Source organism: Cellulomonas algicola (genome assembly GCF_003851725.1).
GTDB classification, from domain to species: domain Bacteria; phylum Actinomycetota; class Actinomycetes; order Actinomycetales; family Cellulomonadaceae; genus Cellulomonas; species Cellulomonas algicola.
This window is the reverse complement of sequence record NZ_BHYL01000182.1, coordinates 1-5,856: the sequence shown is the minus strand read 5'-3', so window position 1 is coordinate 5,856 and position 5,856 is coordinate 1. Positions and strand designations below refer to the sequence as shown.

Here is a 5,856-nt window from a genome sequence, read left to right as displayed (position 1 = left end):
GGTGCGGCACCGGACGCGGTCGCGGGCCAGGGCGCGCCGACGCGGGCGTCGGACGCGGCGTCGGCACCGCGGTCGAGGGCGACGGCGTGGCCGCGGCCTCGTCGGTCGTCCCGGCCGCCTCGTCGGCGTCCTCCGCCGTGCTCGCCTCGTCGGCGTTCTCCGTCGTGCTCGCCTCGTCGGCGGCCTCGGCGGTGGCGACCTCGTCGGCGGTCGCGGCCGAGGTCGTCTCCGCTGCGGTCACCTGGTCGGCGGCGTCGCCCGTGGCGGTCGCCCCGGTCGCCTCCGCCGGGCCGGTCGCCTCGGTCGCGTCCGCCGAGCCGGTCATCTCGATCGCGTCGACCGTCGGGTCCGCCGTGCCGGTCGTCCCGGTCTCGTCGGCACCGGTCTCGGCCGCGTCGTCGGCGGCGACCACGGCCGCCTCGTGGGTGGCGTCGGTCGTGGCTGCCGCGTCGGCGGTGTCGGTGCTCGGCACGTCGCCGGCGGTCGGGTCGTCGGGCGGCACGGTGGCGTCGGTGGCGGACCCGGCGTCGGTCGCGTCGTCGGTCGTCGTGGCCTCGTCGGCGGTGGCGGCGTCCGCGGGTGCGGCGTCCGTCGGCGCGTCGTCCTGGGGAACGGCGGGGGCGGAGGTCGGGGGAGTGGGCGTCGGGTCCTCCGGCGAGGAGGTCGATGCGGGGGTCTCGGTCACTGGGTCTCCACTCCCTCGATGGTGACGGCGTCCACCGGGGTCTCCGACCCCTCCACGGTGCCCGCGTCAGCGATGGCCTGCAGCACGTCCATGCCGGACGTGATGTGGCCGAACACGGTGTATCCACCCGCCGAGTCCGACGGGATCTGCGAATCCTCGTACACGAGGAAGAACTGGCTGCCCATGGACTCGCCGTTGCCGCCCTGGCGGGCCATCGCGATCGTGCCCGCCGGGTAGAGGTCGTCGGCGGGCGCGTTCTCGATCGGGCCCCACGAGTAGCCCGGGCCGCCGGTCCCGGTGGCCGTGGGGTCGCCGCACTGCAGCACGTAGATGCCCTGCGTGGTGAGGCGGTGGCACGACGTGCCGTCGAAGTAGCCCTCGCCGGCGAGCGTCACGAAGTTCGCGACCGCCTGCGGCGCGGCGGCGCCGTCGAGCTCGAAGCCGACGGTGCCCTGCGACAGCGCGAGCTCGCCCGTCCACGTGCGGCCCTCGGCCGCGGCGGGGTCGGGGACCACGCCGCCGTTGCCCGTGCGTGACGTCGCGCCCGGGTCCGGGGTCGTGGCCGGGGGTGTCGTGGCGTCGGCGGTGGGCGGGGCGTCGTCGCGTGTCAGGGCGACCGCGGCACCGATGCCGAGGCCGAGGACCAGCACCCCGACCACGGATCCCGCGATGACGCGCTGACGACGATGGCGCGCCCGCGCCTGCGTCTGACGCTCCTGCCACTTCTCGTACCGGCGGCGCTCGTACTCGCGCTCGCGCTTGCTGGACACGCACACTCCTCGCGTCGACGGTGCGGCACGACAGGCGTCGACCTGCCGCACCGCACGAAGGAACCCCGGACAGTCTAGGCAGCCCGGGCCCTGGTCGAGGCAACGACCGACGCGCGGACGCGCCACGGGCGTCGCGGGCTACGGTGCGGGCCATGCATCTTCTCTCGTTCGTGGCCCCCGTGTTCGCGGCCCGGTGCACCGTCGTCGTCGCCGAGGACGGCGCGTGCGTCGTGGTCGACCCCGGGGCGGGCGTCGCCGCGGCGGTCGCCGCGGAGATCGCGGCGCGCGGCCTGCGGCCGGCTGCGGTGCTCGTCACGCACGGGCACGCCGACCACACGTGGGACGCGGGCGCGCTCGCGGAGACGCTGGACGTCCCGGTCCGCGTGCACGCGGCCGACGCGTACCGCCTCGCGGACCCGTTCGGCACGCTCGGCGCGCTCGGCGGCGCCGCGCATGACCCGTCGGGTCCGCTCGGCCAGGCGCTGACCGCGGCCGGGGTGGACGTGCACGCGTACCACCGGCCGGCGCGGCTCGAGCCGTTCGGCGCCGACGCGACCGACCCGCGCAGCGCCGACGTCACGTGGCAGGTCGGCGAGGTGACGGTGGTCGCGCGTCATGCGCCCGGGCACACGGAGGGGTCGACGCTGTACCTCCTCGACGCGGGCGACGGGCAGCCGGTCGTGCTCACGGGCGACGTGCTGTTCGCGGGGACGATCGGCCGCACCGACCTCCCCGGTGGGGACGGACCGATCATGGCGCGCACGCTGCGCGACGTCGTCGCGCGGCTCGACCCGCGTGCCGTCGTCGTCCCGGGGCACGGCCCGACGAGCGACATGGCGACGGAGCTCGCGACGAACCCGTTCCTCGCGCGCGGCTGACCGCGGCGACCTCCCGACGGCCCCGCCGGGGAGCCGACAGCGGGACGGTGCACCGGCCGCGGGATGCGGACGCGACCCCCGCGGCAGGTCTGGAAGACTTCCACCCCATGGCGCGACCCACACCCCTGTCCGGATTCCCCGAGTGGCTGCCCGACGGCCGCATGGTCGAGCAGCACGTGCTCGACGTCCTGCGGCGGACGTTCGAGCTCCACGGGTTCGCGGGCATCGAGACGCGTGCGGTCGAGCCGCTCGACCAGCTGCTGCGCAAGGGCGAGACGTCGAAGGAGGTCTACGTCCTGTCGCGGCTCCAGGAGGACGCGGCGAACCCGGACCGCGGCGGACGCCTCGGGCTGCACTTCGACCTGACGGTGCCGTTCGCGCGGTACGTGCTCGAGAACGCCGGGCACCTCGCGTTCCCGTTCCGGCGCTACCAGATCCAGAAGGTGTGGCGCGGCGAGCGCCCCCAGGACGGCCGGTTCCGCGAGTTCGTCCAGGCGGACATCGACGTCGTCGCGGCGGGTGACCTGCCGTACCACTACGAGGTCGAGCTGCCGCTCGTCATGGCCGACGCGCTCGGTGCGCTGCAGGAGATCGGCCTGCCGCCCGTGCGGATCCTCGTGAACAACCGCAAGGTCGCGGAGGGCTTCTACCGCGGGCTCGGGCTGACCGACGTCGACGCGGTGCTGCGCGGCATCGACAAGCTCGACAAGATCGGCGGGCCGGCGGTCGCGGAGCTGCTCGTCGCCGAGGCGGGCGCGACCCCGGAGCAGGCGCAGGCGTGCCTCGAGCTCGCGTCCGTGCAGGGCGACGACGAGTCCGTCGTCGACGCCGTCCGGGCGGTCGCCGCGCGGCACGGTGCCGAGCACACGCTGCTCGACGAGGGCCTCGACGAGCTCGGCGCGCTCGTGCGCGCCGCGGCCCAGCGGGCCCCGGGCGTCGTCGTCGCGGACCTCAAGATCGCGCGCGGGCTCGACTACTACACGGGCTCCGTGTACGAGACGGTGCTCGTCGGGCACGAGCAGCTCGGGTCGATCTGCTCCGGCGGGCGCTACGACACGCTCGCGTCCGACGGTGCGACGACCTACCCCGGCGTCGGTCTCTCGATCGGCGTCTCGCGTCTGGTGTCGCGCCTGCTCGGCGCGGGGCTGGTCCGCGCGACGCGCTCGGTGCCGTCGGCCGTGCTGGTCGCGGTGACCGACGAGGCGGACCGGTCGCGCTCGGACGCGGTCGCCACCGCGCTGCGGTCGCGCGGGATCCCCGTCGAGGTGGCGCCGTCGGCGGCGAAGTTCGGCAAGCAGATCCGGCACGCCGACCGTCGTGGGATCCCCTTCGTGTGGTTCCTCGGGCAGCCGGGAGGCGACGAGGGCGACCAGGTCAAGGACATCCGCTCGGGCGAGCAGGTGCCCGCCGACGCCGCGTCGTGGGCGCCGCCGGCGGACGACCTGTGGCCCCGCGTGGTCCCGGCCGAGGCCTGACGCGCACGGCGCCGGTCCGTGCGTCGCCGTGCCGCACGGACCGGCGCCGTCGTGACGCACGGCCCGCGCCGGGATGCGGCACGGGCCGCGTCAGCGAGGGCGCGCCGCGGCCCGTCCCGCTTCACCAGACGCGCACGACCGTGTACGCGAGCGTGTCGTCGCGGAACGTCACCTCGTAGACCGCCGGTCCCTGCGTCATCGGGGTGCGCGGACCGCCGGGCTCGGCCGTCCCGTCGCCGGCGGCGTCGCCGAACGTGACCGCGCCCGTGCCGTCGGTGTCGAGCAGCAGCGCCTCGTCGGGGTGCGCGCCGAACGGCATTGTGAGCCGCCACGTGTGGTCGGCGACCAGCGTCATCGGCACGGGGGCCCACTCGGTGCTCGTGCCGCGCAGCGTCATCGTCGGGTACGTGCTCGCCCACCCGCCGCCGACCGTGCCGAGGTCGACGCGCACGACCGCGCCGCCCGGCCCGACGGACTCGGTCGTGATCGTGATCCCCGCCGCGGCGTCGGTGAACGTCTGGCCCACCTGGAGCGCGGCGTCGTCGTACCCGTCGCCGGGCGTCGTGTCGACGAGCGCGGTTCCGACCTCGCTCGCACGCCGGATCTCGACACCGTTCATCAGCGCGGGGTACAGGCTGACCTTGGCGTCCCAGGTCTGCCCGTAGGGCTGCCGGACGTCGAGGTCGTAGTAGTCGCCCGACGGGAGCGGGACGCGGAGGTCCTGCGGCTCTCCCGTGGGCGCCTCCGACGACGCGAGCGCGTAGGTCCCGGACCGCGTCACGGTCGTCACACGCGACGCGGGGACCCACCCGAGGCGGGCCTTGTAGTTCGCCGAGAACTGCATCTGGTTCCAGGCGTCGCCCATGGCGTCGAAGGGGTCGCCGTACTCCTGGACGAGGCAGGACCCACCCGGCGTCTCGACGGACGTCAGGTGCCCGTCGGCCGCCGTGCAGACGAGCGCGTTGGCGTGGTTGAGGCCGAGGTTGTGGCCGATCTCGTGCTGCGCGACGGCCCGGGTGCCCGAGTCGCCCGCCCAGAGGTTCACCGAGACCTGGCCGCCGATGTAGGCCCACCCGCCGTACCAGCAGCCGCGGTCGGGGGAGTCGAGGACGAACGCGACGTGGTCGTAGCCGGCCAGGTCGAGGCCGGCCGCCTGCGCCGCGTCCGCCCCGGCGGACGCCTCGCCCCAGCAGCCGGTGCCGGCCGGGATCTCGAGGTAGCCGTAGACGTCCCCGTCCGGCCGGTCGCGGCCCCGCAGCTCGAGCTGCGACCACGAGCTCTCGCGGACGTAGGCCGCGACCGAGTCCGGTGCGGTGAAGAACACGCGCCGCGCGTCGTCGACGGGCACAGGCTCGGCGCCCGCGGGTCCGAGGCGGAGCAGGACCACGGCGACCGTGCGCTCGCCGACGGCGGCGGTGCCGGGCGCGGCGGAGAGCGTCCGCACCGCCGTGCCGTCGAAGGTCGCGCCCGCCTCGCCGACATCGGGTGCCTCGGCCGACCGCGTGCCCGTCACGCGCACGCGCTGGCCCGGCGCGACGCCGTCGAAGAGGCCCGCGTCGCCGTCGACCTGGACGCCGGTGCCGTCGGCGAGCCGGACGAGGTCGTGGGTCCGGTCCGGTGCACCCGGGCTCGTCGCGGCTGCGGGACGGGTGGTCTCGCCGGTGCGCGGGGCGCCGGCGTCTGCGGGCGGGGGGAGGGTCGGCTCGGCGGGCGGGGGGAGCGGCGGGTCGGCGGGTGGGGGGAGCGGCGGGTCGGCGTCCAGCCGCTCGTAGGTGCCGGTGAGAGGTCGGGTGTCCGTCGCGGCCGCCGTGGCGGGAGCCGCGACGAGGAGTGCGAGGATCCCGGTCGACGCGAGGGCGGCGACGACGCCTCGGGCGCCATGACGGCGTCCGGGCGGTCGTCCGGTGCGGAGGGCGGCGCTGGACCGGTGCTGGCGCATCGGAGTGCTTCCGTTTCTCGAGACGTGACGGGCGTGGCGAGGGCCGCGACTGCGGCGCCGCGGGACGCACCGGAGCCGACCGCGTCGACGGGTGCGTCGCGCGGGCGGC

At 76.1% G+C, this 5,856-nt stretch carries 4 protein-coding genes and 1 pseudogene; 2 read left to right on the top strand and 3 right to left on the bottom strand.

What is annotated here, in order from left to right; genetic code table 11:
- Window positions 1-685 (bottom strand): annotated as a pseudogene (locus tag CTKZ_RS12155) (hypothetical protein); the annotation flags it as partial.
- The gene (locus CTKZ_RS12150; RefSeq protein ID WP_124343191.1) at window positions 682-1,455 is read right to left on the bottom strand and encodes a peptidylprolyl isomerase; all 774 of its coding nucleotides are present in this window, start codon (window positions 1,453-1,455) and stop codon (window positions 682-684) included. The gene CTKZ_RS12150 and the pseudogene CTKZ_RS12155, both read right to left, overlap by 4 nt.
- A gap of 152 nt (window positions 1,456-1,607) precedes the next feature.
- Here CTKZ_RS12150 and CTKZ_RS12145 point away from each other — a divergent pair, with 152 nt between their 5' ends.
- Both CTKZ_RS12145 and hisS read left to right on the top strand, forming a co-directional pair.
- Window positions 1,608-2,333, top strand: a complete 726-nt coding sequence (locus CTKZ_RS12145; RefSeq protein WP_124343190.1) for an MBL fold metallo-hydrolase — start codon at window positions 1,608-1,610, stop codon at window positions 2,331-2,333.
- Between the two features lie 107 nt (window positions 2,334-2,440).
- Entirely contained in the window at window positions 2,441-3,808 is a 1,368-nt protein-coding gene (hisS, locus tag CTKZ_RS12140) for a histidine--tRNA ligase (protein ID WP_124343189.1), read from the top strand.
- Between the two features lie 121 nt (window positions 3,809-3,929).
- On the opposite strand, the gene CTKZ_RS12135 is transcribed toward hisS, so the two are convergent.
- Window positions 3,930-5,747, bottom strand: coding sequence for a zinc-dependent metalloprotease family protein (locus CTKZ_RS12135; RefSeq protein WP_124343188.1), 1,818 nt, complete (start codon window positions 5,745-5,747; stop codon window positions 3,930-3,932).
- Window positions 5,748-5,856 lie beyond the last annotated feature (109 nt).

Coding starts and splice junctions, on each gene's coding strand:
- CTKZ_RS12145 (WP_124343190.1), top strand. CDS start 1,608: ATGCATCTTCTCTCGTTCGTGGCCCCCGTGTTCGCGGCCCGGTGCACC.
- hisS (WP_124343189.1), top strand. CDS start 2,441: ATGGCGCGACCCACACCCCTGTCCGGATTCCCCGAGTGGCTGCCCGAC.
- CTKZ_RS12135 (WP_124343188.1), bottom strand. CDS start 5,747: ATGCGCCAGCACCGGTCCAGCGCCGCCCTCCGCACCGGACGACCGCCC.